We start from the raw sequence: 238 nt of genomic DNA, 5'->3' as shown, positions 1-238 counted from the left end.
CCGCCGATCCACCGTTTGAACAATGGGGGGACGCAGGAGGATAGTGACGCATGCGGATGGAAGTGCATGTGCAAGTTTCAAGACCGTCTGATTGGCAAATCCGTCAGGCACCAAAGTCAAGGAACGACGCGGAGTCCCGTAGGGACGTAGGTCACGATTTCACACTGCCAAGAAAAGCCTCTAGTGAGGGGGAAGGCGCCAGTACCGTAAACCGACACAGGTAGGCGAGATGAGAATT

1 rRNA gene is annotated in these 238 nt (G+C 55.0%); it reads left to right on the top strand.

Going from position 1 to position 238, the window contains the following annotated elements:
* Positions 1 to 238: ribosomal RNA gene (locus ACZGCQ_RS17030) — 23S ribosomal RNA — on the top strand; the annotation flags it as partial.

This window comes from Exiguobacterium sp. HSB13, from assembly GCF_056764755.1.
The sequence above is the reverse complement of the archived record's forward strand: the minus strand, read 5'-3'. Positions and strand labels throughout refer to the sequence as shown.